Annotated in this window: 23 protein-coding genes; 12 read left to right on the top strand and 11 right to left on the bottom strand. The window is 73.4% G+C overall.

From position 1 onward, the window contains the following. Positions 1-8: 8 nt before the first annotated feature. The gene (gene pta, locus HD601_RS14285) at positions 9-2,075 is read left to right on the top strand and encodes a phosphate acetyltransferase (RefSeq protein ID WP_184822863.1); all 2,067 of its coding nucleotides are present in this window, start codon (positions 9-11) and stop codon (positions 2,073-2,075) included. Between the two features lie 23 nt (positions 2,076-2,098). Here pta and HD601_RS14280 read toward each other — a convergent pair whose 3' ends face one another. Further along, a complete protein-coding gene (locus tag HD601_RS14280) occupies positions 2,099-3,067 on the bottom strand; it encodes an LLM class flavin-dependent oxidoreductase (RefSeq protein WP_221440978.1) in 969 nt (322 codons plus the stop codon). A gap of 44 nt (positions 3,068-3,111) precedes the next feature. On the opposite strand from HD601_RS14280, the gene HD601_RS14275 reads away from it, so the two are divergent. The 4 genes from HD601_RS14275 to HD601_RS14260 all read left to right on the top strand — a co-directional run bounded on the left by HD601_RS14275 (position 3,112) and on the right by HD601_RS14260 (position 6,758). Further along, a complete protein-coding gene (locus tag HD601_RS14275; protein WP_184822861.1) occupies positions 3,112-4,251 on the top strand; it encodes an acetate/propionate family kinase in 1,140 nt (379 codons plus the stop codon). A gap of 98 nt (positions 4,252-4,349) precedes the next feature. Next, complete coding sequence (locus HD601_RS14270) at positions 4,350-4,493, top strand: hypothetical protein (protein WP_184822859.1); 144 nt, start codon at positions 4,350-4,352, stop codon at positions 4,491-4,493. A gap of 97 nt (positions 4,494-4,590) precedes the next feature. Beyond that, a complete protein-coding gene (locus HD601_RS14265) occupies positions 4,591-5,742 on the top strand; it encodes a DUF5937 family protein (RefSeq protein WP_184822857.1) in 1,152 nt (383 codons plus the stop codon). After that, positions 5,676-6,758, top strand: coding sequence for an endonuclease/exonuclease/phosphatase family protein (locus tag HD601_RS14260; protein WP_184822855.1), 1,083 nt, complete (start codon positions 5,676-5,678; stop codon positions 6,756-6,758). Before HD601_RS14265 ends, HD601_RS14260 begins: the two co-directional genes overlap by 67 nt. 23 nt (positions 6,759-6,781) lie before the next feature. Here HD601_RS14260 and HD601_RS14255 read toward each other — a convergent pair whose 3' ends face one another. Together HD601_RS14255 and HD601_RS14250 are read right to left on the bottom strand one after the other, a co-directional pair. Continuing rightward, on the bottom strand, positions 6,782-7,168 hold the full coding sequence (locus tag HD601_RS14255; protein WP_184822852.1) for a RidA family protein: 387 nt from the start codon (positions 7,166-7,168) through the stop codon (positions 6,782-6,784). A gap of 19 nt (positions 7,169-7,187) precedes the next feature. After that, positions 7,188-8,441: a hypothetical protein gene (locus HD601_RS14250; protein WP_221440977.1), complete on the bottom strand. Its 1,254-nt coding sequence runs from the start codon at positions 8,439-8,441 to the stop codon at positions 7,188-7,190. 63 nt (positions 8,442-8,504) lie between these two features. Here HD601_RS14250 and HD601_RS14245 point away from each other — a divergent pair, with 63 nt between their 5' ends. From HD601_RS14245 to HD601_RS14235, 3 genes are all read left to right on the top strand, one after another. Further along, entirely contained in the window at positions 8,505-9,338 is an 834-nt protein-coding gene (locus HD601_RS14245) for a DUF427 domain-containing protein (protein ID WP_221440976.1), read from the top strand. Positions 9,339-9,440: 102 nt separating this feature from the next. Further along, positions 9,441-9,857, top strand: a complete 417-nt coding sequence (locus HD601_RS14240; protein ID WP_184822849.1) for a helix-turn-helix domain-containing protein — start codon at positions 9,441-9,443, stop codon at positions 9,855-9,857. A gap of 27 nt (positions 9,858-9,884) precedes the next feature. Next, the gene (locus tag HD601_RS14235) at positions 9,885-10,478 is read left to right on the top strand and encodes a PIN domain-containing protein (RefSeq protein WP_184822847.1); all 594 of its coding nucleotides are present in this window, start codon (positions 9,885-9,887) and stop codon (positions 10,476-10,478) included. Between the two features lie 62 nt (positions 10,479-10,540). Here the strand turns inward: HD601_RS14235 and HD601_RS14230 are convergent, their stop codons facing one another. Both HD601_RS14230 and HD601_RS14225 read right to left on the bottom strand, forming a co-directional pair. Next, positions 10,541-11,425, bottom strand: a complete 885-nt coding sequence (locus HD601_RS14230) for a phosphotransferase (protein WP_184822845.1) — start codon at positions 11,423-11,425, stop codon at positions 10,541-10,543. Then, positions 11,422-12,849 (bottom strand): NsdA family TPR-like regulatory protein, encoded by a 1,428-nt coding sequence (locus HD601_RS14225; protein ID WP_184822843.1) that lies wholly within the window; start codon positions 12,847-12,849, stop codon positions 11,422-11,424. The genes HD601_RS14230 and HD601_RS14225 overlap by 4 nt, the downstream gene beginning before the upstream one ends. A gap of 298 nt (positions 12,850-13,147) precedes the next feature. Between HD601_RS14225 and HD601_RS14220 the strand changes: the two genes are divergently transcribed. Together HD601_RS14220 and HD601_RS14215 are read left to right on the top strand one after the other, a co-directional pair. Continuing rightward, positions 13,148-13,309, top strand: a complete 162-nt coding sequence (locus HD601_RS14220) for a hypothetical protein (RefSeq protein ID WP_184822841.1) — start codon at positions 13,148-13,150, stop codon at positions 13,307-13,309. Between the two features lie 453 nt (positions 13,310-13,762). Continuing rightward, a complete protein-coding gene (locus HD601_RS14215; protein WP_221440975.1) occupies positions 13,763-14,257 on the top strand; it encodes a hypothetical protein in 495 nt (164 codons plus the stop codon). A gap of 72 nt (positions 14,258-14,329) precedes the next feature. On the opposite strand, the gene HD601_RS14210 is transcribed toward HD601_RS14215, so the two are convergent. Both HD601_RS14210 and HD601_RS14205 read right to left on the bottom strand, forming a co-directional pair. Then, entirely contained in the window at positions 14,330-14,470 is a 141-nt protein-coding gene (locus HD601_RS14210) for a hypothetical protein (protein ID WP_184822839.1), read from the bottom strand. 168 nt (positions 14,471-14,638) lie between these two features. Continuing rightward, positions 14,639-16,264: an amidohydrolase gene (locus tag HD601_RS14205; RefSeq protein ID WP_184829850.1), complete on the bottom strand. Its 1,626-nt coding sequence runs from the start codon at positions 16,262-16,264 to the stop codon at positions 14,639-14,641. Positions 16,265-16,405: 141 nt separating this feature from the next. Between HD601_RS14205 and HD601_RS14200 the strand changes: the two genes are divergently transcribed. After that, positions 16,406-17,068, top strand: a complete 663-nt coding sequence (locus HD601_RS14200; RefSeq protein ID WP_184822838.1) for an FMN-binding negative transcriptional regulator — start codon at positions 16,406-16,408, stop codon at positions 17,066-17,068. A 283-nt stretch (positions 17,069-17,351) separates the two neighbouring features. Here the strand turns inward: HD601_RS14200 and HD601_RS14195 are convergent, their stop codons facing one another. From HD601_RS14195 to HD601_RS14185, 3 genes are read right to left on the bottom strand one after another with little or no spacing between them, the layout of a single operon-like run. Continuing rightward, complete coding sequence (locus HD601_RS14195) at positions 17,352-18,683, bottom strand: aminotransferase class I/II-fold pyridoxal phosphate-dependent enzyme (RefSeq protein WP_184822837.1); 1,332 nt, start codon at positions 18,681-18,683, stop codon at positions 17,352-17,354. A 52-nt stretch (positions 18,684-18,735) separates the two neighbouring features. Then, positions 18,736-19,089, bottom strand: a complete 354-nt coding sequence (locus HD601_RS14190) for a cupin domain-containing protein (RefSeq protein ID WP_184822836.1) — start codon at positions 19,087-19,089, stop codon at positions 18,736-18,738. Between the two features lie 10 nt (positions 19,090-19,099). Continuing rightward, entirely contained in the window at positions 19,100-20,398 is a 1,299-nt protein-coding gene (locus tag HD601_RS14185) for a thymidine phosphorylase (RefSeq protein WP_184822835.1), read from the bottom strand. A gap of 43 nt (positions 20,399-20,441) precedes the next feature. Between HD601_RS14185 and HD601_RS14180 the strand changes: the two genes are divergently transcribed. After that, entirely contained in the window at positions 20,442-21,077 is a 636-nt protein-coding gene (locus HD601_RS14180) for a maleylpyruvate isomerase N-terminal domain-containing protein (protein ID WP_184822834.1), read from the top strand. A gap of 1 nt (position 21,078) precedes the next feature. Here the strand turns inward: HD601_RS14180 and HD601_RS14175 are convergent, their stop codons facing one another. Then, positions 21,079-22,047, bottom strand: a complete 969-nt coding sequence (locus tag HD601_RS14175) for a hypothetical protein (protein ID WP_184822833.1) — start codon at positions 22,045-22,047, stop codon at positions 21,079-21,081. Between the last annotated feature and the right edge of the window lie 77 nt (positions 22,048-22,124).

Here is a 22,124-nt window from a genome sequence, read left to right as displayed (position 1 = left end):
CTCTGCGGGTGGCTCGCAGCGTCTACGTGGCATCCGTGACGGGCGAGACCGGGAAGTCGACGGTCGCGCTCGGCGCGCTGGAGGCGCTCACCCGCCGACTGGGCCGCGTCGGTGTCTTCCGGCCGGTGGTGCGCTCCGGCGACCAGCCCGACTACGTGCTGGAGCTGCTGCTCGAGCACGACGGCGTCGACCTGCCGTACGACGTGTGCGCGGGCGTCACCTACGAGGACGTGCACGCCGACGCCGACGCCGCCATGAGCACCATCCTGAGCCGGTACCGCGCGGTCGCGGCGCAGTGCGAGGCGGTCGTGGTGGTGGGCAGCGACTACACCGACGTCGACAGCCCGACGGAGTTCTCCTTCAACGCGCGGGTAGCGGCCGACCTGGGCGCGCCGGTGGTGCTGGTGCTCAACGGGCACGACCGCTCGCCGGGCGACCTGCGCGCCGTCGCCGAGATGGCGAGCGCCGAGCTGACCGCGAACTACGGCACGCTGGCCGCGCTGGTGGCCAACCGGGTGCCGGTGCCGTCGCTGGCCGCCGCCCGCGAGGCGCTGAGCGGGCTCGGCCCGGCGTACGCGCTGCCCGAGGAGCCGCTGCTGTCGGCGCCGACCATGGGCGACCTCGTCGCGGCCGCCGGGGGCGAGCTGTTCCGCGGCGACCCGTCCCGGCTCGGCCGCGAGGTCGGCGGGCTGGTCATCGCCGGCATGACGCTGCCGCACGTGCTCGACCACCTCTTCGACGACGCCGTCGTCATCACGCCCGCCGACCGCAGCGACGTACTGCTCGGGGTTCTGGCGGCACACGCCTCGAAGACCTTCCCGACGCTGGCCGGTGTCGTGCTCAACGGGGGCTTCCCGCTGCGCCCGCAGGTCGTGCGGCTGATGGACGGCCTCGACGTCGGGCTGCCGATCGTGACCGCACCGGGCGACACCTTCGGGACGGCGACGGCGCTCGCCGCGGTCCGCGGCCGGCTCACCTACGACGCCACCCGCAAGGTGCAGACGGCGCTCGCACTGTTCGACCGGCACGTCGACGCCGGCGACCTGCTGGACCGCCTCGACGTCACCCGCAGCGGCGCCGTCACCCCGCTGATGTTCGAGCACGACCTCGTCGACCGGGCGCGCTCCTCGCGGCGGCACATCGTCCTCCCGGAGGGGACGGAGGAGCGGATCCTGCGCGCCGCCGACACCGTGCTGCGCCGCGGCATCGCCGACCTCACGCTGCTCGGCCCGCCCGCGGAGGTCCGCGCCGCCGCCGATCGGGTGGGTGCGGACATCTCCGCCGCCGACATCGTCGACCCGCGCGAGAGCGAGCTGCGCGGCCGGTTCGCGCACGAGTACGCCCGGCTGCGCGCGCACCGCGGCGTCACCCAGGAGGCCGCCTGGGACACCGTCGCCGACGTGTCCTACTTCGGCACGATGATGGTGCAGCTCGGGTTGGCCGACGGCATGGTGTCCGGCGCCGCGCACACGACGGCGCACACCATCAGGCCGGCGTTCGAGGTCATCAAGACGCTGCCCGGCGTGACCGTCGTGTCCAGCGTGTTCTTCATGTGCCTGCGCGACCGCGTGCTGGTCTACGGCGACTGCGCGGTGAACCCCGACCCGACGGCGGAGCAGCTCGCCGACATCGCGATCTCCTCGGCCGAGACAGCGGCGCAGTTCGGTGTGGCGCCGCTGGTGGCCATGCTGTCGTACTCGACCGGCGCGTCCGGCTCGGGCTCCGACGTCGACAAGGTGCGGACCGCGACCTCGCTGGTGCGCGAGCGCCGGCCGGAGCTCGAGGTCGAGGGGCCGATCCAGTACGACGCCGCCGTCGACGCCAGCGTGGCCCGGGCGAAGCTGCCCGGCAGCGAGGTGGCCGGCCGGGCGACGGTGTTCGTCTTCCCCGACCTGAACACCGGCAACAACACCTACAAGGCGGTGCAGCGCAGCGCCGGCGCCGTCGCGGTCGGGCCGGTGCTGCAGGGGCTGCGCAAGCCGGTGAACGACCTGTCCCGTGGCGCGCTGGTCCGCGACATCGTCAACACCGTCGCCATCACGGCGATCCAGGCGCAGTCGGTGACGGCCCCGTGACCGCGGCTGTCGCCGGTGCTCTGTCAACGCTTGGCGAGTGCGAGCACGTCGGGGAGCTGGTCGCGCGCTGCGCCGACCTCGGGGAGCGGGTACATGCCGATGCCCTGGACCCCGGCGTCCTCGAGCGCCTGCAGATGCGCGGCGGCGTCGTCCATGGTCCCGATGGGAGCGAGCTCGGTCCACCACTCCGACGGCATGGTGACCAGGCCGTCGAGGCCCTTGTCGGCGTGGCGAGCGACGAGGTCGTCGTAGAACGGCAGCGTGGTGAGGTTGGTGCGGGCGCCGCTGAGCTGGTGAGCCAGCCACGGCGCCATGGTGCGGTAGGCCTCGGTGCGGTCCTTCTTCACGCAGACCACGCCGAAGACCGCCACGTGGAAGTCGGGGTCGCCGGCGCTGCGCCCGGCCTGCTCGAGCGACCAGCGCACGTAGGTGGGGCTGGCCGGTTCGGCGAGCAGCACGCCGCCGGCGACGCGGCCGGCCAGCGCCAGCGACCTGGGCCCGTAGACGCCGGCCAGCAGCGGCGGCGGGTCGGCCGGCGGCTGGTCGAGCCTGACGGCGTCGAGCGTGACGTACTGGCCCTGGCTGGTGACCTCTTCGCCCGCGAGCAGCCGGGTGACCGCGACCATGACCTCTTCGAGTGCGGTGAGCGGCGAGGCCGGCCGCACGCCCATCTGCCCCATCCACGACTGCACGCCGTGCCCGATGCCGGGCAGCAGCCGCCCCGGGCCGAACCCGTACAGCGTCGCGATCTCCATGGCCGTGACGGGCGCGGTGCGGGCGACCGCCGGCAGGATCCCGACCCCCACCGTGAGCTGCTCGGTGACCGCCAGCGCGGCGGCCGCCAGGCTCGGGCCGGTGGTGTAGAAGCAGTCCTCGATGACCCAGAGCTGCTGAGCACCGCCGTCCTCCAGCGCGCGGGCCACCTCGGTGACGAACGCGGGCGGGAAGACCTTGTCGAAACACATTCCGACCTGCAGGCGGTTGGTAGGCATGGGCGCAGCGTAACGGCACCCTCCGACAGGAACGGAAGCCCCCGATGACCGTCCTCGTCCTCAACTGCGGCTCGTCGTCCATCAAGTACCAGCTGATCGATCTCGCGGGCCCGTCGCGCCTGGCCAAGGGCCTGGTGGAGCGCATCGGCGAGGACGACGGCGTCGCCGACCACGCGGCCGCGCTGCGTCGGGTCGTCGGCGAGCTGGAGGCCGAGTGCGGCCCGCTCCCGGAGCTGGGCCTGACCGCCGTCGGGCACCGGATCGTCCACGGCGGCGACCGGTTCGCCGAGCCGGTCCTCGTCGACGACGGCGTCGAGCGGGCCATCGAGGAGCTCGCCCCGCTGGCGCCGCTGCACAACCCGCCCGGCCTGACGGCGCTGCGGCTGGCCCGCCGCGAGCTGCCGGACGTGCCGCACGTCGCCGTCTTCGACACCGCGTTCCACCAGACGCTGCCGCCCGTCGCGTACACCTACGCGCTGGACCGTGCGGTGGCCGGCCGGTACGGCGTGCGCCGCTACGGCTTCCACGGCACGTCGGTGTCGTACGTGAGCCGGGCGGCCGCCTGGCTGCTCGACCGCGACCCCGCCGACACCAACCTCATCGTGCTGCACCTGGGCAACGGGGCGTCGGCGACGGCGGTGCGCGGCGGCCGGTCCGTCGACACCTCCATGGGCCTGACGCCGCTGGAGGGCCTCGTCATGGGCACGCGCACCGGCGACATCGACCCCGGCGCGCTGTTCTACCTGCACCGCGAGGCCGGGCTGTCGGTCGACGAGATCGACACGCTGCTGAACCGGGGCAGCGGACTACTCGGGCTGGCCGGCGCCAACGACCTGCGCGAGGTGCACCGGCGGGCCAAGGCCGGCGACGAGGCGGCGCAACTGGCGCGCGAGCTGTACTGCTACCGGATCCGGCACTACGTCGGCGCCTACCTGGCCGTGCTGGGGCGGACGCACGCGATCGTCTTCACCGCCGGGGTCGGCGAGAACGACTCGTGGGTGCGGTCGCACTCGCTGGCCGGCCTGCGCCACCTCGGCGTCGAGGTCGACCACGTCCGCAACTCCTTCGCCTCCAGCCGGGCCCAGGTCATCTCGCCCGACGAGGCCGATGTGGCGGTCCTGGTCGTCCCGACCGACGAGGAGCTCGAGATCGCCCGGCAGGCGTCGGAGCTCGTCGCGCGCTGAGCCCTCACGGCCCTTCGGCCGGGACCGAATGGTTCCGGTCCCGGTCGCCGTCCGGCCAGCATGGGTCGCTTCCATCGCTGTGACAGGAGGTGACACGCATGCGCACACGTCTCGTTCGCCGGCTCGCGGTCGGCGCCGGGCTGCTGCTGACCGCACTGGTCGGAATCGCCGCGCCCGCCCAGGCCGGCTGGGAGGTCGGCTCGACGCCCGACGGCTGGGAGGAAGGTGGCGTCACCTGGTAGGCCGCCCCGCCGATGCCGACGCCGTACCCGCCCGCCGCCAGGATTCGGCCACGACCGCATCCTGGCGGCGGTGCGGCGCCACCCCTATCGTGGCCGGATGCTGGAGTTCAGGCTCAGCGTCGAGGCCCTCGGGAAGACGAGGTTCGCCTACTCCCCGCTGGCCGAGGTCGGGTCGAGCCTGCGCCTGCTGGGCACCGCCCACCCCGGTCATCTCATGTCGCCGTGGCTGCGCGAGACCGCCGGCACCGTCGACCGCCGGGACCTCGCTCTGCTGCGAGCACTCGCCCCGCCGGGCCGGTTCGCGCCGAGCCTCTTCTTCGCCTGGTCCACCGATCCCGCCGTCGGCATCGGCGCCCAGCTGCAGGCGCTCGCCGAACACCCGGCCGAGCGGTTCCGGGCCGACTGCGAGCAGGTGCACGGCGGCGACCGGCTGCCGCCCGTCCTGCGCGAGCTGGTCGCCTCGCCCGACTGCGGCCGGATCGTCGCCGACACCGTCGGGCGGTACTGGGAGGCCGCGCTCGCGCCGTACTGGACGCGGATGCGCTCGGTCATCGACGACGACATCGCCTACCGGGCGTCGCGCATGCTGTCCGGCGGCATCTACGACCTGCTCGGCGACCTGCATCCCGAGGTCGCGCTCGGCAACGGCGGCATCTACATCGACAAGCCGCAGCACGCCGACGCCGTCTACGCGCAGGCCGAGCTGAGCCTGCTGCCGTCGGTGTTCGTGTGGCCGAACCTCATCGTCGCCCATGACACCCCCGAGTACTTCCAGCTCATCTACGCCGCGCGAGGCGTCGGCCGGGTCTGGGAGAGCCTCGGCGACACCGCCGCCAACACGTCGCTGGCGGCGCTGGTCGGCCGCGGCCGGGCCGCCATCCTGACCGCCCTGACCACGCCGATGACGACGACGCAGCTGGCCCGCGAGCTCGGGCAGAGCGCCGGCACCGTGAGCGAGCACCTGTCCGTGCTGCGGCGCAGCGGCCTGCTCACGTCGTGGCGGACGGGGCGCAGTGTCCTCTACCGCCGCACGCCTCTCGCGGCGTCGATCGTCGCGGCCACGGAGTGCGACGAGGACGAGGCCGGCTCGCGCGCTGACGCCGTCGGGCCCGGCGGGCAACCTCGGCCGGGCGCGGTGCCTCTCTCGGGTGACGACGATCTTCGTCTCCCGGAAGGATCACGATGTTCCGCAGACTCCGTCGCGCGGCGCTGTTCTCGGCGCTCGCGGCCGCCACCGTCCTCACGCTGACACCGTCCGCCACCGCTGCCGGTGACCGTGCCGGCCTCCCGCCGATCTTCGCCGCCGACGTCGCCACCTACAACGTCTATCTCGGCGCCACGCTCGACCCGCTGTTCACCGCGACCACCCCGCAGGAGCTGGTGCGCCTCGCCGGCGAGGTCTACGCCGGCGTCGAGGCCACGAACTTCCCCGAGCGGGCCGGCGCCATCGCCGACCAGATCGCCGAGCACGGCCCCGAGGTGGTCGGGCTGCAGGAGGTCGCGCTCTGGGAGAAGGGCCCGCTGGGCGGACAGCTGCAGGTCAGCTACGACTTCCTCGACCTGCTGCTGGACGAGCTGGCCGAGCGCGGCCACCCGTACCGCGCCGTCGCGACCAACTGGAACTTCGACGGGACGCTGCCGATCTCGGCGACGGAGCAGGCCCGGTTCCGCGACCGCGACGTCGTCATCGTCCGCGCCGACCTGCCGCGGGCGCTTCTGCAGGTGACGAACCCGCAGTCCGGCACGTACGGCGCGGTGCTGGAGATCCCGACGGCGATCCCGGGGCTGACGTTCGAGTCGCCGCGCGGGTGGTCGACGGTGGACGTCCGGCTGCTGGGGGTGCGGTTCCGGTTCGCCAACACGCACCTCGAGGCGTCTGGGCCGGCCGCCATCCGCAACGCGCAGGCGACGGAGCTGGCCGGTCTGCTCGACGCGTCGCCGCTGCGGACGGTGCTGGTCGGCGACCTCAACTCGCGGCCGGCCGACACCGCGGGGGCGTACGGCATCCTCACCGGCGCCGGCTTCGGTGACGCCTGGCTCGCGACCGGCGGCGACCCGGCGACCGGCTTCACCGCCGGCCAGACCGCGACGCTGCTCGACGAGAACCGGCTGCGCAGCCGCATCGACTACGTCCTGGCCGGCGCCGGCGTCCGCGCCGTCCGGACGGAGATCATCGGCGACGAGGAGGCCGACCGCACCGTGCCGACCGGGCTCTGGCCCTCCGACCACGCCGGCGTGGTGGCCAAGCTCCGCTTCACCCGCTGACGCTCCGTCCGCGGCGATCCCGCTCAGCCCGCCGCGACCACCTCGATCTCGACCAGCCAGGCGGGGTCGAGCGTGGTCGCGACGATGGCCGTGGTCGGGACCCGGCGGTCGCCGAGCGCGGCGACTCGGGCCGCCGCGTTGGCCTCGGCGTAGGCGGGATCGCGCAGATAGCTGGTGAGCCGCACGATGTTGTCGACGGTCATGCCGGCCGACGCGAGGATGGTGCGGAGGTTCGCCCAGATCAGCTCCAGCTGCTCGCCCAGGTCGGCGCCGGGCGTGCCGAAGTGGTCCAGGCCCATGGTGCCCGAGACGAACAGCAGCCGGTCGGCGCCGCGGACCTCCAGGGCGTGGACGTAGTCGTCGGTCGACGGGTAGACGCCGTCGGCGGGGTCGTGCGGGACGAGCTCCATCGGGTGTCCTCTCCGTCGGTCATGGCTTGCGGCGGATGTGGTAGCGCAGCACCAGGAACGGCAGGCCGAACAGCGAGAACGCGTGGTCGGCACGCAGCTCGCCGCCGTCGGACCAGACCTGCAGCTCCTCGCCGAACCCGGGCACCGCGAGCGTCGTCAGGTCGCCGGTGTCCGGGTCGACGACGCTGAGGTAGTGCCCGGCGTCGATGGCGGCCCCGGTGCTGCTGAGCGTCAGCCCGCCGCCCGCACGCAGCCGTGGCTCGAGCGTCGCGGTGAAACTGCCGCCGGGCAGCGGGAAGCCGACGCTCACCCACCCCCGGCCGTTGCGCCGGTACGTCGTGTAGATGCCCACGTAGATCGGCTCGTCGTCGTCGGCGTAGGAGCGGATCCAGCCGCGCACCCTCGGGCCGTCGGGCTGGTCGACGGTGTCGATGCGGCTGACGACCCCGCGCTGCGCCTGCCGCAGGTTCATCGGCACGTTGGCCTGGCCGAGCGGCCGCGCGAGCGCCGTCCGGTACAGCAGGTAGCCCGGCCGGACCCAGGACCGCCACTCGGGCGTGATGTCGAGCGCGAACCGGGTCGTGTGCTCGTAGAACTCGCGCACCAGCGGGTCGACCGCGGCCGGGTAGAAGTCGCCCCCGACCAGTTCGTCGAGCGACGCCACGATGCCGACGTCGGCGGCGTCGCGCACGTAGTCGCCGTCGAGCTGCTCGGCCAGGGTCCGCACGAAGTCGGTGCCGACGTAGCGGCCCTGCGCGGCCAGCGGCACCACGAACGGCAGGTCCTCGGGCGCGGCCCGCTCGGCCAGCAGCGACACCTGCGCGTCGCGGAACAGCGCGGCCGCGGCCACCCGATAGGCGACGACGGCGACCGCTGCGGCCTGCGCGGGGGTGCGGCGCGCGACGATCGGGCGCACCGCCAGCCCGACCGCCGGGCCCAGCGCCACCTTCTGCGGCCGCACGCCGAGCCCGCCCGCCACGCCACCGGCCGCGACGGCGACCCGCCAGGCCGGTTGCCCGGTCAGCCGGCCCGCCGCCCAGCCCAGCGGCGCGGCCAGGGCACCGGTGGCCAGGATGCGGTGCGGCAGCGCCGGGATCTCGTCCGGCCGCTGCCGGCGCCGCGCCACGTACTCCGAGGCGGCGAGGACCGCGGCGCCCGCCACCGCCGCCAGCCCGGCCGCACGCTTCCCCCGTCCGGCCCCCAGAGCCGCGCCCGCCAGCGCGCCCAGCACGGACGCCGTCCCCATCTGCTCGGTCAGTTTCGCGCGCGCCACGATCACCCCTCCGTCGTTGACGTCGCCATTCTCGCGCGCGGATAGTGATCCATGGGCATCAGGATGAGCGCTCTCGTCATGGGCGCACTGCCGGAGCTGCGGTTCGAGCCGACGCGGAAGCGGGTCCGCGCGCTGGTCGGCGGCGAGACGTGGGCCGACACCGTCGCCGCCATGGTGGTGTGGGAGCCGCGGCGGATCGTGCCCGGCTACGCGGTCCCCGTCGCCGACCTCGACGCCGAGCTGCTGCCGGCCGGGCCCGCCCCGCAGGCCGAAGCGCACGCCGTCGCCGTCAATGCGGAGATCGGCGACGTGCTCGACCCGCGCTCGCCGTTCTCCGTGCGCACCACCGCGGGTGAAGCGGTGTCGCTGCGGCGGCGTCGTGCCCGGGGTTCGATGGTGCTCGACGGCGCCGGCTTCCGTCCCGCCGACCCCGACCTCGACGGCTACGTCATCCTCGACTGGTCCGCCTTCGACCAGTGGCTCGAGGAGGACGACGAGATCTTCGCCCACCCCCGCGACCCGTTCAAGCGCATCGACGTCCGGTCCTCCAGCCGGCACATCGTCGTCTCCGTCGACGGCGTCGTGCTCGCCGACTCGACGAGGGCGCGGCTGCTGTTCGAGACGCACTTGCCGACGCGGTCGTACCTCCCCCGCGACGACGTACGGCTGGAGCTGCTCGAGCCCAGCGACAGCGAGTCCTGGTGCGCGTACAAGGGGCACGCGCGGTACTGGTCGGCGAGGGTGGGCGGCGAGCTACACCGCAACGTCGCGTGGAGCTACGAGGAGCCGCTGTCCGACGGGGTCGAGGTGAAGGACCGCATCACGTTCTTCGACGAGAAGGTCGACGTCACCGTCGACGGCAAGCCGGTGCCGCGCCCGGTCTCGCCGTGGTCGTGACGCTCGCCGCCATGGCCGGGCCGCTGAATGCGGAACGGTAATCTCCTTGCACATATAAGTGAAGACGTGGACACTCATAGGTGTAGACCACGGGAGGTCGCCATGTCCACCCTCACGGTGACGAAGCACCAGGAGCAGCTGGCTCGCGATTTCGTCGCGCAGACTCCGGAACCTCGTTTCACCGCGGCCAGCGGGAAGACGAAGCCGCGAGAGGTGCCGGCCGAACTGACCGCTCTCCTGCGTCAGGTGCTGGAGGCGGTAGCCAGGGGCGACGTCGTGACATTACGGACCTTGCCGAGTGAGCTCAGCACGACGGAGGCCGCAGACCTCCTCGGCGTGTCGCGCCCGACGCTCATGCGAATGATCCGCGATGACGAGATCGCAGCTCACAAGGTGGGAACCCATCACCGGCTCAAGCTGTCCGACGTCCAAGACCTCCGCCGCGCACGCCTCGAGCGCCAGCGCGCCGCGTTCGCGGAGCTTCGCCAGCTCGAAGACGATCTCGGCATCGAGCAGTAGTCGTCACCCGCGGCTACCCTGCGGTGGGTGACGACTCGCGCACTCGTGGACGCCAACGTCTTGTATTCCAAGACGCTACGTGACTGGCTGATCATGATTCAGCTGGAATCGGGCGGCGGGCTCTACGAGCTGTGCTGGACGGAGGACATCCTGGCCGAGACCCTCTACAGGTTCCGCAAGGATCACCCCACTGTCGACGGTGGAGTGATTGCCCGCCTCCACGACATCATCGCCACCACCTTGGAGGGTGGCCGGATCCACGATTATGTGATCGACGGCTCGTTCTCCGGCAGCGATCCGCACGATCAGCACGTCCACGCAGCAGCGATCGCGGCCGGCGCGACGTACCTCATCACCGCGGACGGCGACTTCACCTCGCCGGGTATCGACCTCGACAGCCTTCCGTACGAGGTGCACGGTCCCGACAGTTTCCTGATGCTCGTCGACGACTCCGCTCCGCATCGCGTTCGAGCGGTCACCAAGAAGCAGGAACGCTACTGGGACCAGCGGCGGCGTTCGAAGACCCTGTCTCAGGCACTACGGGACGCCGGATGCCCGGGCTTTGCCCAGCGGGTACTCCAGCACCTATGTCATCTACCGGCTGACGACGCGAACACCTGACCGGGCAGTCCGACCACGCCAGGCCGTCCGCACCAGACGCGCCGTCAAACCCTCCTGACCGCTCAGACGATGCGCCGCCAGCCCCACGGCCGGTCGCCGGACCGCCCGCGCAGGCAGGCGACCCGGCGCTCGGCCTCGGCGCGGGCGGCGTCGCTGCCGCCGGCGTGCTGCAGCATGTACGAGCAGGCGCGCAGTTCGCGGATGTCGCGCAGCGTCGCGTAGCCCGGCCAGCCGGTGACGTCGTGGCCGTACGCGGCGCAGAACCGTGCGTACTCGCCGGCGTCGAGCGTCCCGAACGAGGTCATGCGCACCGCCGTCGACACCAGGTCCCACTCCGGCGGGCCGACGGAGAATCGCTCCAGGTCGAGCATCCAGACGGTGCCGCCGTCGTCGACCGCCAGGTTCCCCGCCCAGGCGTCGCCGTGGACGACGGTCGCCTCCAGGCCGGCCGGCAGCTCGGCCAGCCGCACCTCCAGCTCCGTGAGGTACCCGAGCAACCACGCGCGGTCCGCGGCGGACACCGTCGGCGCCCCCTCGATGCGCTCCCGGACCCGCACGAACGGCGCCAGCTCCGGCAGCGCGAAGCCGTCCGGCGGATCCAGCGCGTGCAGCCGCCGCAGCACGCCCGCCACCTGCGAGTCGGCGGCGTCGCGGTGCGGCGGCAGCGCCCGCCAGAACGTGACCGGGACGCCGTCGACGTCGACCGGCTGCTCGACGCCGGGCAGCACGCGGACGGCGGGCAGGCCGGACCGCTCCAGCCAGCGGGCGACCCGGATCTCCTTGCCGGCCGCCGCGGCCTGGCCGGACCGCCCGACCCGGGCGACCACCTGGCCGGGCAGCGCGAAGACGGCGTTCTCGGCGCGCCGGACCAGCTCGGCGGAGGCGGCGTCGAGCCCGGCGCGGCGGCAGGCGTGGTGCAGAACGCGGTGGGTGTCGTCGTCCGTCACGACGCCAGTGCGGTGGCGAGCCGATGCCGCAGCTCGGCCACCTGGGGGACGCCGGCGTGCCGGCCGGCGTAGGACCGCAGTTCGGCGAGGTCCATCGCGGCGCGGCGCGAGCGCAGGCGCCCGGCGTCGGCGACGGCCGTCATGCCGATGTGGACGGCCTCGTCGGGGTCGCCGACCGCCATGGTCAGCGACGCGAGCTTGGTCTGCGACATGGCGCGCGAGCGCACGTAGTCGGCGGTGTGGCCGTCGATGGCGGTCTGCAGCCGGGACGCCGCCTCGGTGCGGTGCCCGTGCACGGTCAGGTCGAACAGCGCGTGGCCGGTGTCGCCCGCGTGCTGGGCGGCGTCGTAGTAGGCCATCCACGGCGGGTCGCCGGCCGGATCGGCGAACGCGAACGCCTCGTCGGCCTGGCCGACGGCGCGCAGGGTGTCCTGCTGGCGGCCGAGCTTGGCCAGCGCGCGGGCGCGAGCCGTGTGCAGCATGGCCTGCTCCGTCGCCGTCAGTCGGTCGGAGCGGACCAGCGCCAGCTCCGCGTACGTCAGACCGGCATCGGCCTCGCCGCGCCAGATCTCCTGCCGGGCCATGGACGAGAGCACCTTGGCCCGCAGGTGCCAGCTGCCGACCTCTTCGGAGCAGGCCAGCGCGAACTTGAAGATCTGCTGGGCGTCGTCGTACGCGCACGCGTCGAACGCCATGTGCGCCGTCGCGTGGCCGAGCAGGCCGACCGCCTCGTGCAACTCGACCCGCACCTCGGCCGTCGACTGGGCGTTGAGCAGCTGGGCGAACCAGCGCAGCTGTGCGTTCGCTGCCTCGCGCACCCCGGCGCCGCCGTGGCTGTGCCCCCAGCTCACCAGCAGGTCGGCGGCGCCGCGCACCTGCTCGATCTCGCCGCGGCCGACCCGTTTCGGCGCATCGCTGGGCCGCAGTGGCGCCAGCAGGTCGAGCAGGGTGGACGGCGACGCCAGCAGGCCGCCGACTCCGACGAAGGCAGCGCGGAGGAACTCCTGCCGCCTCACGTCCGACTCACCCACTGGGTCGGCGTGGCCGTGCACGTCGGCGTGGCCGGACAGGAGCTGCGGATGCGGCGGGTGGGCGTCGACGAGTCCGGGCTGGAGTGCCGATGCCAGCCGCACGACGGGCGCCGTCGCGAGCCGCCGGGTGTTGACGAAGCCGAGCTGGCCATCCGTACTCGCGCCGAGGACGTCGCGCAGGGCCTGGCGGTACGACGCCTGCGGCCAGCGGATGATGCCGCGCTCGAGCTTGCCGATGTAGTTGTCGTCGAGCTCGTGCAGCCGGCCGGTCCGCTCGAAGAGGACGGCGTTGACGCGGTCCGCCAGCTCCTGGCGGGACATCGCGGTTCCGGGCACGTCGGCCGACGGAGAGCTCTCTCGGGCCAGTCGCAGGTGCTCGTTCGGTTCGCGCACGATGTCTCCACATACGTGGGGAGGAACATAATGGCATTCTCGGCGGATTGCTGTCAGGTGATCCGGAGAATCCCGAACCATCCCCTCTCGCCTCCCCCGATGATCCCACCTCGACGCCCTACTGATCACCCAATTCCGGCGAAAGGATCGAAACACGAGTCATGGCCGGTGCCTTTCTCCCGATTCGACACCGATCATGGATGCCGTGACTTGAGGCGGGTTGCCGGAATCCACCCCGACCCGGCAACCCGCCGAGACTTCCCGGGGGACCCGCCAGGGGATTCAGGAGGGCTCGACCATGCTGCGCCGCGACACGGAGTACGTGCTGACCTGGAACGCCGCCGACCACGCCTGGGAGGCTCGCCCCATCCGGCGTGAGGGCCGGCGCATCGTCCCCCTCGGACCCGACGGCGCCGCCGGCCGGCTGCCATCGACCCTCCCGGGCACGGCGGGAGACTGAGCGATTCGTCCGAATTGTTCCGCAATTCGGGCGAGGCCAGAATCAATCACACGGATGCAATTCGGACATCCTCCGGAATTGTCCAGTCGGCCGTTCGGTCGATGCGGAGATAGGGCGTTCGGCCGCACTGGGGAGTAGGCCGCAACGCCGCACGACTCGCACGACGGGGATCCACGGGGAAAGGGCCGGGGGATCCGGGCGAAGGCAGCGCCCGGATCCCCCGGCCTCTTCGCGTGCCCCCTACTCCCCTGAGTGCCGCCTGCACTCCCGTACGTCGCCTGCCGTAGGCGCGAGATACGCCCGCCGGCCGACGTGCGAGCACGAGACGCCTTCGTAGCGTGAGGACCACTCCCAGACGGGAGTCGGTGAAGGACCGCCGGAGCGGCAACTCCGGCGGTCCGCCGAGAAGGACAGTCCAAGCCGCGGACCCCTCTCAACGAAGGATGGTAGATCATGTCCACCACAGCGCCCGTCCGGCCGATGACCCCCGCCCCCACCCGGCGCGACCCGGTCGCCGTCGCCGCCCGCTGGCTCGCGGCACATGGCGTCCAGCTGCTGCAGATCAGCCTCGGCACCGTGTTCCTCGCGTTCGGCGTCCTGAAGTTCTTCCCGGGTGCGAGCCCGGCGGAGCCGCTGGTCATGCGGACCATCGACACCCTCACGCTCGGCCTGGTGAGCGGCCAGACCGCCGTCGTGATGACCGCCGTCATCGAGACGTTCATCGGGCTCACGCTGGTCACCGGCAAGTTCCTGCGGACCGGCCTGGTGGTGCTGGCCGGCGCGCTGGCCGGGATGATGTCGCCGCTCGTGCTGTTCTTCGGCGACATGTTCCCCGGCGGCACCCCGACGCTCGAGGCGCAGTACGTCTTCAAGGACATCGTGTTCGCCGCGATCGTCCTGGTACTCGGCGCGAAGGCGCTGGGCGCGCGCACGGAGTCGCGACTCTAGGCCGCGCATCCTCTGACCGGCGAGAGCGCCGGGCTCGTCCCCCGCGAGCCCGGCGCTCTCGTCTGTGCGTCCCTAGGAGCGGGAACGCTCACGCTCGTTCTCTTCCATCTCTTCCGGCGACGACGGCGTCAGCTGCGGTTCCGCGTCGGGTTCCGTCGCCCCGGGCGGCGCCCCGACGAGGAACGCGCCCGCCGTGAGGGTCCTGAACACCATGACTCCACGGTTCCAGCCGGGCGACGGCGACACATCGGCCCAAGTGCCGAGCCGCCGCCTACGTCGCCAGGCGTAGGGGCGGTCCCGTAAGGGGTACTCCGAGCGGAGCTGAGTCACCTTTCCGTCGTGGGACTCGCCGCCGCGTGAGACCTTGCGGTCGGCTTCGAGCTAGATGGCCCCGTGGACGACCTCGCCGCCGAGCACCGTCGCGACGATCGGGATGTCCGCGATGGCCGACGGCGCCACCTCGCGCGGGTCGGCGCCCAGGACCACGAGGTCGGCCAGCGTTCCGGCGGCGAGCCGGCCGGCGACGTCGTCGATGCGGCAGGCGTAGGCGCTGCCGGTGGTGTAGGCGGCCAGCGCCTCGTCGACGGTGACGGCCTCGTCCGGGCCGACGGGGGCGCCGGACGAGCTGGCCCGCTCGACCATGAACTGGATCGCCCGCAGCGGCGCGCCGTCGGCGACCGGGCGGTCGGAGCTGCCGGCGACCGCGATACCGTGGTCGAGGAACGCGCGGCCGCGGTACATCCAGCCGCTGCGCTCGGGGCCCATGATCGCGGTGTAGTCGTCGCCGAAGGCGTGCAGGAAGGTCGGCTGGACGACCACGGTCAGGCCGGCTTCTGCGAGTCGGGGCAGCTGGTCGGGGCGGACCAGCCCGCCGTGCTCGACCCGGTGCCGGGCGTCGGGGCGCGGGTGGGCTCGCTGGGCGGCGGTGACGACGGCGATGGCCTGGTCGACCGCTGCGTCGCCGATGGCGTGGATGGCGAGCTGCCAGCCGGCCCGGTGGGCGTCGAGGATGAGGCTCGCGAGCTCGTCGTGGTCGAAGGCGAGCTGGCCGGTGCCTCCGTGGCCGACGCTGCCGCCGGTGGCCCCGTCGGTCGTGAGGTACGGCGCCGTCAGTGCGGCGGTGCGGGCCATCATGCCACCGTCGAGCCAGAGCTTCAGCGCGCCGACGGACAGCCGGTCGTCGCCGAGCCCGGTGCGCAGGCCGAGGTCGATGGCGCGTGCGATGCCGTCGCCGGGCGCCGCGCCGGAGGGGCGCAGCATGGCCGCCGGGACCATCGCCTGGACCCGGACCGGCAGCCGGCCCTGCTCGCGGGCGACCTGGTAGGCGGCCAGCTCGACCGGCGACGACCCGGCGAGGTCGGTGACGATGCCGGCCTCGGCGACCGTGGTGATGCCCTGCGCCAGGCACTCGCGGCCCGCGGTCTCGATGGCGGCGACGATCTCGTCCAGCCCGTACGGCAGCCGGCGGGCGCGGGCGATGGCCATGGCGCCCTCTTCGAGCAGGCCGGTCGGCCGGCCGGTGGCGTCGCGGACGACCCCGGGGGCGTGCGCCGCGAACTCGTCGTCGGTGACGGTGGCCAGCACGGCGTCGGACACCAGGCAGGCGTGACCGGAGATGTGCCGGACGTAGACCCGGCGGCCGGGCGCGGCTCGCTCGAGGTCGTCGCGGGTGAGGTGGCCGCCGAGCGGTCGCTGGTCGTAGCCGGCGAGGTCGACCCAGGCCTCGCCTCGGCCGTCGCCGGCGGTGGTGCCGGTGGTGGCGTCGGCGGCGCGGCGGATCGCGTCGAGGACGGCGTCGCGGGTGCGGCACGCCGACAGGTCGACCAGGACGGCCGCCATGCCGGTCCAGGCCAGGTGACTGTGCGCGTCGACGAACCCGGGCAGGACGGTGGCGCCGCCGAAGTCGATCGTCCGCCGGGCCCGCAGCCCGTCGACCTCCTCGTCGAGGCCGGCCACGCGCCCGCGCCAGACGCCGAGCCGGGTGGCGGCGGGACGAGCGGGATCCATGGTCGCGATCCGGGCTCCGGTCACCAGCAGGTCGAGCTCCACCGCACCTCCAGCAGGTCGTTCCGGCCGGGCCGAGTCTGGCAGTTCGACGACTGTTACGTTACGGTCGCAGCAACCGTACCAGTACAGTTGGGAGCCGCGATGCACACGCCTCGGCACTACCGCGCCGACCTGCCCGAGCGCGAGGGACGCCTGGTCCGCGAGAACCCGTTCGGGCTGGTCATCTGCGGCGTGGGCGCTTCGGCTGCTCCGGTGGCGACACACGTGCTGATGCTGCGTCGACCGGGCGCGGACGGCCCGCCGGTCGACGACGAGCCGCTGCTCGGCGCGACGGTCATCGGGCACCTGGCGCGGACGAACCCGCAGGGCGCGGCGCTGCGGGCGGCCGGGTACGCGCTGGCGGTGTTCCTCGGGCCGGACGGCTACGTATCGCCGACGCTCTACGATCCGTCGCAGCCCCAGGCGCCGACCTGGAACTACGCCGCCGTGCACCTGAGCGGCCCCGTTCGCGTGGTCGACGACCGGGACGAGGCGCTGGCGATCATGCGGGCCAGCATCGACGCCACGGAGTCCAACGCCGGCACCGGCTGGGACCCGACGTCGTCGCTGGACTACATCGAGAAGCTGCTCGCCGGCATCACGCCGTTCGAGATCACCGTCGAGGACGTCCGCAGCACGTTCAAGCTCAGCCAGAACAAGACGCCCGAGACCCAGCGCCGGGTGCACGACTCGTTCGCCGCCAGCCCGTCCGGCCGCGACCGCGAACTGGCCGCCCTCATGGCCGACGTCCTCCGCCTCGCCTGACCGCCGCCCAGCCGTCCTCACTGGCGCGGCTCGTCTTCAATAGCGCAGGCCGTCCTCGATCGCGCAGGCCGTCTTCACTAGCGCAGGCCGTCTTCACTAGCGGGAACCGTCCTCTGCGGCCCGGATCGCGCGCAGAAGACGACTCTCGCTAGTGAAGACGGCTGACGCTATTGAAGACGACCCTCGCCATCGAGGACGGGCCTCGCCATCAAGGACGGGCCACACCATCAAAGACGGGGCACACCATCGAAGACGGGCCGGGGTCGTCGTGCGGGTGTGGCGGTCAGGCGAGGCGGGTGCGGCCGGGCCGCCCGAGCACGGCGGCGAGATCCCCAGCGAACCGCTCGGCCTCGTCGGACCCCAGGGTCGCCGTCGTGATGCGGACGAACGGCTCGCTGTGGGTGCGGTGCGGCTCGCCGGCCCGGACCGCCCAACCACGATCTTGCAGGGCCTGCACCACCGGCACCTCGTGCGGCACCGGCACCCAGACGTTCAGGCCGGAGCGGCCGCGCGCCGCGATCCCCCGCTCGGCCAGCCGGCCCAGCAACGACTGCCGCCGCGCCCGGTAGAGGTCGCCGGCCAGCCGCATGCCGGTGCGGACATCGTCGTCGGACAGGAGGCGTACCACCAGGTGCTGCAGCACGTGGCTCACCCAGCCGGCCCCGACCAGCTGCCGCTCCGCGACCCGGCGGGCGGTCCGCGGGTCGGCGAGCAGGAAACCGGTGCGCAGGTCCGGCCCGAGCACCTTGCTGGTCGTCCGCACGACCGCCCACGACCGCCGCCCGGCGCTGACCGAGACGTACGGGGCGCCGGCGATCAGCGACGCGTGGTCGTCCTCGACGACCAGCACGTCCGGGTGGGCGTCGAGCACGGCGCGGAGTTCGCGGGCCCGCGCGGCGTCGACGGCGGCACCGGTGGGGTTCTGCGCACGCGGCGTGACGACGACCGCCGCCACCCGCGTCTCGAGTGCGGCCGCGAGCGACGACGGCACCGGCCCGGAGTCGTCGACGGCGACCCCGACGGGGACCATGCCCATCGACCGCACCAGCTCGAGCACGCCCGGGTAGCCGGGGTCCTCGACGGCGATGCGGTCGTTCGGCCGGGCCCGGCTGGCGAGCACCCGCTCGACCCCGTCCATGGCCCCGCCGACGACGGCGACCGGGCCGGCCTGCGAGCGCAACGACGCGGGAAGGTCGCCGAACTGGTCCAGTGCGATCTCCGCCAGCTCGGGCAGGACGGCCGGCGCACCGTACAGGAACCGCGGGACCTCGAGCCCGCCGAGCGCCGCGGCCACGTCCGGCAGCATCCGCGGATCGGGGTTGCCGTCGCTGAGGTCGCGCAGTCCCGGCGCCACCGGGCCGAACTGCTGCGCCCGGCTGACCGGCCGCACCCCGACCCGCGTGACCCGGCCCGCCTCGCTGGTGACGACGCCGCGCAACCGCAGGTCGCGGTAGGCGGCGGACACCGTCGTCGGGCTGACGCCGAGCCGGGACGCGAGCCCGCGCACCGACGGCAGCGGCTCGGCCTCGACGAGCCGCCCGGCCTCGACGGCCGCCTCGACGCTGTCCGCGATGTCACGCGACGTGCGGCCGGCGATCAGGTCCTCGGCTGGCATCCCGCAACTGTACTGGTACAGCTGGTGGACGCTGTACCAGTTGGTGTGCCGATCAGTCCTCGCGGTGGGCGAGATCCGGGGCGAACGCCGGCAGGCAGACGGCGACGTAGTCGGCGCCGTCGGGTCCCGCGGTGTACCGGACCCGCTCGCCCGCCGTCGTGAACAGCGCCTGCCCCGCCGCGACCGTCGTGCTGCCGCCGTCGTGCTCGACCACCACGCTGCCGCTCAGCACGACCGTGATCTCGTCGAACTCCGGGGTCTGGGCCGGCTCGTCCCACCCGGCCGGCGCCTGCATGCGGGCCACCGAGACGGCGCCGTTCTGCGTCGCGACCCGGCCGACGTACTCGTCGATGACCTTGCCGCCGGGCACGGGGATCCGTGCCGGCGCGTCGATCAGTCTCACCATCACTCTTCCTTCAGCCGATGCGGTCGATGACCAGTGCGGGGAGGTCCGGCCGGCTGCCCTCGGGCGCGATGAGGTACCCGCCGTCGAGCGCCTCGAGCGCGCGGTCGAACCGGGCCGGCTCGTCGGTGTGCAGGGTGAGCAGCGGCTCGCCGGCCCGCACGAGCGCGCCCGGCTTGGCGTGCAGCTCGACCCCGGCGCCGGCCTGCACCGACTCGTCCTTGCGGGCCCGGCCGGCGCCGAGCCTCCAGGCCGCGACGCCCACCTGGTACGCGTCGAGGCGGGCCAGCACGCCGGACGCCGGCGCCAGGACGGTGTGCGTCTCACTCGCCGTCGGCAACGGCGCCGAAGGGTCGCCGCCCTGTGCCGCGATCATCCGCCGCCACACGTCCATGGCCGAGCCGTCCTTCAGCGCGTCGGCCGGGTCCTTTCCGCCGGAGAGCCCGGCCGCGGCCAGCATCTCGCGCGCCAGCGTGACGGTGAGCTCGACGACGTCCTCGGGGCCGCCGCCGTCGAGGACCCCGACCGACTCGCGCACCTCGAGCGCGTTGCCCGCCGTCAGCCCGAGCGGCGTCTCCATGTTCGTCAGCAGCGCGACGGTCCGCACCCCGGCGTCCGAGCCGAGCGCGACCATGGTCGACGCCAGCTCGCGCGCCGACGGGACGTCCTTCATGAACGCACCGGACCCCACCTTGACGTCGAGGACCAGCGCGCCGGTGCCCTCGGCGATCTTCTTGCTCATGATCGACGACGCGATGAGCGGGATCGCCTCGACGGTGCTCGTGACGTCGCGCAATGCGTACAGCTTCTTGTCCGCCGGGGCGAGGTCGTCGCCGGCCGCGCACACGACGGCGCCGGTCGAACGCAGCACGTCGAGCATCTCCGACGCCGACAGCGACGCGCGCCAGCCCGGGATCGACTCGAGCTTGTCCAGCGTGCCGCCGGTGTGGCCGAGCCCGCGCCCGGACAGCTGGGGCACCGCGGCACCGCAGGCTGCCACCGTCGGCGCCAGTGGAAGGGTGATCTTGTCGCCGACGCCGCCGGTGGAGTGCTTGTCGGTGGTGGGGCGCTCGACGGCGGACCAGTCCATGCGCCGGCCGGTGCGGATCATCGCCTCGGTCCACCGGGCGATCTCGCGCCGCTGCATGCCGTTGAGCAGGATCGCCATGGCCAACGCCGACATCTGCTCGTCGGCGACGACGCCGCGCGTGTACGCGTCGACGACCCAGTCGATCTGCCCGTCGGAGAGCTCGCCGTGATCGCGCTTGGTCCGGATGACGTCGACGGCGTCGAAGGGTTCGGGTGCTGCCATGGTGGGATCATCGCACTTCCGCCGCGCCCGTAGGCTGACGGGCATGACGACGGTGCGGCAGACCTATCTCGACGCGGCGGCGACGGCGATCGCGCTGCTCCGCGACCCGGCGGTTGCACGCCATTGGGACGAGCCGAGCGCCCTCGAGGAGTTCACGGTCGCCGGGCTCGCCGGGCACCTCGCCGGGCAGGTCCTCGGGCTGCCGGACGTGCTGGCGACGCCGGTGCCGGACGTGCCGCCCGCCGCACTGCTCGACCACTACACCCGGTCCACCTGGATCGACACCGGCGTCGACTCAGCGACCAACGTGAAGATCCGCGCGGGCGGCGACGCCAACGCCGCCGATGGTCCCGATGCCTTGGTGGAGCGGACGACGGCGACGCTGGCGGCACTACGCACGGCCCTCGCCGCCGAGCCGGCCGACCGCGTCGTGCACCTGACCGGCCGCTGGTCGCTGAGCCTCGACGACTACCTGACGACGCGGCTGCTCGAGATCGCCGTCCACGACGACGACCTCGCCGTCAGCGTCGGCATCGAGACGCCGGAGCTGCCCGACGTCGCACTGGCACCGGTGTTCGCCCTGCTCACGACGTTGTCGGCGCGCAAGCATGGCACGCCGGCCGTGCTCCGGGCCCTCGCCCGGGCCGAGCGGGCGCCGTCGTCGATCACCGCGATCTGACTCAGGCGAACCGCACGCCCAGCTTCTCGAGCACCGTGCCGATGGGGTTGCAGTAGGTCAGCCCCTGGCCGTCGGGGCCGCCGGTGTCGCTGCCGGCGAAGAGCAGGCCGACGGCCTGCATGGTGTCGGGGCGGTAGACGACGGACCCGCTGTCGCCGCCGGACGAGAACCCGTCGCGCCCGCCACCGGTGACCTCGATCTGGTCGTCGAACTCGAGGACACCGGACGGGTACTGCACGCTGATGCCGTCGATCTCGATGGCGCTGACCCGGCCCTGGGTGAGCCCGGTGGTGCGGCCGGCCTTCTCGACGGCGACGTCGTCGGTGACGGCGACCCAGCCGGTCAGCGGGCCGCCGGGGTAGTCGGCCGACATCTCGACGCCGTCGTCGAGCCGCGCCGTCGCCGCGTCGACGAGGTTGGGCGCCACCTCGTCGAGCGCCACGACGCCGTCGAGCACACCGATGCGGTCGGCCGCCGGCGCGCCGCCGTCGGCCACCCCCGGCTGGACGATGACGTCGCCTGGCCGGCCGCGGTCGGAGTCGGCCAGCACGTGGTTGTTGGACAGCACGAGGACGCCGCCGCCGTCGCCGTCGGACGCGGGAACGACGAAGCCGCCGATGGTGCCCGCCGTGACGTCGAGGTGCGACACCGACAGCCCGGGCCGCAGTGGGCGGTGCCGTTGCTGCAGGTCGGCCGGGTCCCATTGCTGGGTGACGGTGTGCGCGCGGACGACGCCGACGTCGCGGACGTCGCACTGGTCGCCGGCGAGCTCACGCCCGGCCTCGACGACCGCCTGAGCCAGCTCGGACGTGCCGAACGTCCGCACGGCGACCCCGTAGGTCCGCGGCCCGACGACGCACACGCCGACGGCGACCCCTCCGGTGGGCGTGTGCGGACGGGGCGGCGCGGCCAGCGCGGTGGTGCGCCGGCGCAGTTCGGCCTTGATCTCGCGCGCGGTCTGCAACTCCATGAGCGACTCCCGGGGACGGTCGCGGACGGGGGCGGACCCCACCTTACGGGCGGGCGGCGAGGCAGGCCCGCGGCCGC

This window comes from Jiangella mangrovi, from assembly GCF_014204975.1.
Classification (GTDB): Bacteria; Actinomycetota; Actinomycetes; order Jiangellales; family Jiangellaceae; genus Jiangella; species Jiangella mangrovi.
Note: the sequence above shows the minus strand (reverse complement) of the source record. Positions and strands in the feature narration are given on the sequence as shown.